The following is a 3,817-nucleotide window of genomic DNA, read 5'->3' on the forward strand; positions in this document are numbered from 1 at the left end:
TGTTTATACAGTGAAACGGCCTTTTCTGGATCGATAGTAAGACCCAAATAGTAATTTCCTGCCAATCCGTACAAAAAAGCTTCGTTAAGATAAGCTTCAGCTGGCACTCTCCCTGCTTTAGTAAATTCTAAAACATAACCGGCAGGCGCTTCATCTTTTTTATCACCTACCGAAAAAGCAAGTCCAACTATGGTAACGCTATCCGGAGTAGAAATTTCTCCCTTATAAACCGTTCCGTCTTTAGTGAGTTCAATTTTAGTGCTTTTGGGATTCGATTTTGAAAAAAAAGTATAACTGGTACATTTTACATCAGCCAAATTTTCGAGATTGGTCCCCTTAGGGTCGTAAGTAAATTTAACTGTACTTCCTGCTGCAGGCGTATTAGCAGAAAATTTCACGCCTTGTGCATTTGCTACTCCAGCAGCAAATACGAGTAAGCATAACAATTTTAAGGTTTTCATAATGAAAGGATTAAGTTCATATTTAGGTAACTAAATATATAGTTTATTCTTTATTCTTCAAAGTTATTTTATGTTAAATTTTAAGGAATAATTATTGTAGTAATTAAGCATGACCTACGAACAAAAAATAAGTAGTGAACTAAATTTCTGGAAGTTTAAAACCTTGCAAAAACCTTCGCTCTTGAATAAGGTAACTAATAAGGTGCAGAAGAAAATAAACAGTTATATTCCTGATAAAGTTCATAATGCCATAACTACTGCGATTAAACAGATGGTTAAGGCTGTGCTTTTTGGTTCTACATTTACCACATCGAAACCAATTACCGATTTAACCTTGATGCACCGCGAGGCATTAATTAAGCAAAAGATAGAAAACTATAAAAAAACAGGTGCGGCAGAAGGCGGAATTACAGGAGCAGGAGGTTTTTTAATGAGCCTAGCGGATTTCCCCCTATTGCTGGGCATAAAGATGAAGATGCTTTTTGATATTGCTGCAGTTTACGGATACGATGTTAAAGATTACCGCGAACGTTTATATATTTTACACATCTTCCAGCTGGCCTTTTCAAGTAAAAAAGAAAGCCAGAATATATTTATGAAAATGCAGGATTGGGATGATAAAGCCCATCAATTACCTACCAATATTGATGAATTTGACTGGCTTACCTTCCAACAGCAATACCGCGATTATATTGATTTAGCGAAACTTGCGCAGATGCTTCCATTTGTAGGGGCAGCAGTCGGTGCAGTCGCCAATTATAAATTGATAGAAAAACTGGGCAAAACAGCAATGATGAGTTACCGGATGCGGTATTTCGGTTTGCAGTATGCAGTGATCAGTTCGCAGGAAACCGAAAACCGTAAACTGCAAACTGAAAACTAACTAATCCTCCTCTTCGAACATTCCTCCTATCAAATCGTCAGTTTCACGTCTGTCTTTTTTAGTCGGACGGCCAGTACCTCTATCGCGTTTTAAATTTGGTGCATGAAACATCGATTTAAAAGCATGCGTTTCTTCAACAGGCGTTAAATCTTTATATTTTGTTAAGGCTGTTGGCGAATCTGTTCTGTTGTACGACAGTTCTACCACTTCGATAATTTTCTTTTCAATCCCTTTCGATACCTGATAAACCTCACCAACTTTCACAATAGCAGAAGGTTTAATATTCTGTCCTTTGAGTTTCACTCTTCCTGCTTTACAGGCATCGGTGGCCAAGCTCCGTGTTTTAAACAACCTGATCGCCCACAAATATTTATCTATCCTAAGTTTTTCTGTCTCTGTCATAAAATTCAAAAATACATAATTAGGTTAATTCCTATGTTGATTAATTGTAGAAACTGGTTAATCGGTTAGCTGCAGAATACGCCTAACCACAATTAACCTAATTCATAAGAATTTAACGATTAAGCACCCCGCAGACCCAGTTAACCAATTCAAACGATTAACCAGTTAACCTATCTACAAAACAATTTAAACAATTAACCATTTAATAAGCAAAAATTGATTTATTTTGCGTAAAATTTAAAAACATCATGTATTCAGATTTAAAGAAATTAATTGAAGCCGCTTGGGAGGATAGAACCCTTTTAAAATACAGTAACTATTGCGAAGCCATTGAAGCCGTTATTATGGGCCTTGATAAGGGTGAAATCCGTGTTGCTGAGCCAGTTTTAAACTCTTGGGGCATTAATGAATGGGTAAAGAAAGCAGTAATTTTATATTTCCCAATTCGCGAGATGAAAGAAATTAAAAGTGGTCCTTTTGTTTACCACGATAAAATGGATTTAAAAACCGATTATAAAACAACTGGTGTACGTGTTGTGCCTATGGCAAGTGCACGTTATGGTGCGTTTTTAGCAAAAGGTGTAATCATGATGCCATCGTACGTAAACATTGGCGCTTACGTTGATGAAGGTACTATGGTTGATACCTGGGCTACTGTTGGTTCTTGTGCACAAATTGGTAAACGCGTTCACTTAAGTGGTGGTGTGGGTATTGGTGGTGTTTTAGAGCCTGTACAAGCTGCTCCGGTTATTATCGAAGATGATGCATTTCTAGGCTCTAGAGCAATTGTAGTAGAAGGTGTTAAAGTAGAAAGAGAAGCTGTTTTAGGTGCTAATGTGGTATTAACTGCATCAACTAAAATTATTGATGTTACCGGTCCTACACCAGTAGAATATAAAGGAATTGTTCCTGCACGTTCGGTAGTAATACCAGGAAGCTATACTAAAAAATTCCCTGCAGGCGAATTCCAGGTACCTTGTGCTTTAATTATTGGTAAACGTAAAGAAAGTACAGATAAGAAAACTTCGCTTAACGATGCGTTGAGAGAAAATAACGTAGCGGTTTAAGCTGAAAGCACAAAGGTGAAAGCTGAAAGCAAAACTCAAAAAGCCGAAAGTAAAGAACTTGAGCAATCAAGCTTTAGTCTTTCGGCTTTAAGCTTTTCGCTCAAAATCGGATACGATGGCAAGCGTGCTGCCAATAACTTAACAGGATTAGGTAATTACAGCCGGTCTTTAATTGAGCATTTGGCACATCAGTTTCCTCAGCATCAGTATTTGGTGTACGCTCCAAAAGTAAAATCTGCTAAACAGATTGATGCTTTTCTCGCAAATGAAAACATCGAACTGAAGCTTCCAAAAAACGGGCCTTTTTTATGGCGAAGTTTAAACATCCTTAAAGATTTAAATCAAGATGGTTGCCAGATTTATCATGGGCTCAGTCATGAAATTCCATTAGCCATACAACATACCCGGATTAAATCGATCGTTACCATTCATGATTTAATTTTTCTTCGCTTCCCTCAGTATTATAAATTTATCGACCGGAAATTATACGAGTGGAAAAGCAAATCTGCTTGTAAACGGGCCAATAAAATTATCGCCATCAGCGAAAAAACAAAAGAAGACATTATTGATTTATATGGGATCAGTTCTGAAAAAATTGAGGTAATTTACCAAAGCTGTGATGACAGTTTTAAAACACCTTTTGCTAAAGAAACCTTAAGCCGCATTAGGGCAACTTATAAACTGCCTGAAAAATACATCCTAAACGTTGGTACCATTGAAGAGCGTAAAAACCTTATATTGGCTGTTCAGGCTTTAAAAGAGGTTAATGAGGAGTATAAACTGGTGGTAATAGGTAAACAAACCGCTTATTTTAAAACCGTTGAGAAAGAAATAGAAAAGCTCGGCCTTAAAAACAGAATTCTATTCTTAAAAAATATCCCTTTTGCCGATCTGCCTGGCATTTACCAAATGGCAAATGTTTTTGTTTATCCTTCCTTTTACGAAGGTTTTGGCATTCCGATTATCGAAGCCCTCTATTCTGGGATCCCCGTAGTCGCAGCAAC

The 3,817-nt window shown here is 37.1% G+C and carries 5 protein-coding genes; 3 read left to right on the forward strand and 2 right to left on the reverse strand.

Going from position 1 to position 3,817, the window contains the following annotated elements; translation table 11 throughout:
* Positions 1–461, reverse strand: a 461-nt coding sequence (locus AC1DPQ_RS20785; protein WP_477610742.1) for a hypothetical protein, incomplete at its 3' end; no start/stop codon positions are given.
* 109 nt (positions 462–570) lie between these two features.
* On the opposite strand from AC1DPQ_RS20785, the gene AC1DPQ_RS20790 reads away from it, so the two are divergent.
* Positions 571–1,344 (forward strand): EcsC family protein, encoded by a 774-nt coding sequence (locus AC1DPQ_RS20790; protein ID WP_477585029.1) that lies wholly within the window; start codon positions 571–573, stop codon positions 1,342–1,344.
* Here AC1DPQ_RS20790 and AC1DPQ_RS20795 read toward each other — a convergent pair whose 3' ends face one another.
* Positions 1,345–1,746 carry an RNA-binding S4 domain-containing protein gene (locus AC1DPQ_RS20795; protein ID WP_029279693.1) on the reverse strand — a complete coding sequence of 134 codons (402 nt, stop codon included), beginning with the start codon at positions 1,744–1,746 and terminating at the stop codon, positions 1,345–1,347.
* Positions 1,747–1,994: 248 nt separating this feature from the next.
* Here AC1DPQ_RS20795 and AC1DPQ_RS20800 point away from each other — a divergent pair, with 248 nt between their 5' ends.
* Both AC1DPQ_RS20800 and AC1DPQ_RS20805 read left to right on the forward strand, forming a co-directional pair.
* Positions 1,995–2,813, forward strand: coding sequence for a 2,3,4,5-tetrahydropyridine-2,6-dicarboxylate N-succinyltransferase (locus tag AC1DPQ_RS20800; RefSeq protein WP_184469604.1), 819 nt, complete (start codon positions 1,995–1,997; stop codon positions 2,811–2,813).
* 15 nt (positions 2,814–2,828) lie between these two features.
* Positions 2,829–3,817: glycosyltransferase family 4 protein (locus tag AC1DPQ_RS20805; protein ID WP_477610743.1), on the forward strand; the 989-nt coding region annotated here is incomplete at its 3' end.

Source organism: Pedobacter sp. 01T416_2 (assembly GCF_056398925.1).

Excerpts from the sequence above, each read along its gene's own strand:
- AC1DPQ_RS20790 (WP_477585029.1), top strand. The coding sequence starts at position 571 with ATGACCTACGAACAAAAAATAAGTAGTGAACTAAATTTCTGGAAGTTT.
- AC1DPQ_RS20795 (WP_029279693.1), bottom strand. The coding sequence starts at position 1,746 with ATGACAGAGACAGAAAAACTTAGGATAGATAAATATTTGTGGGCGATC.
- AC1DPQ_RS20800 (WP_184469604.1), top strand. The coding sequence starts at position 1,995 with ATGTATTCAGATTTAAAGAAATTAATTGAAGCCGCTTGGGAGGATAGA.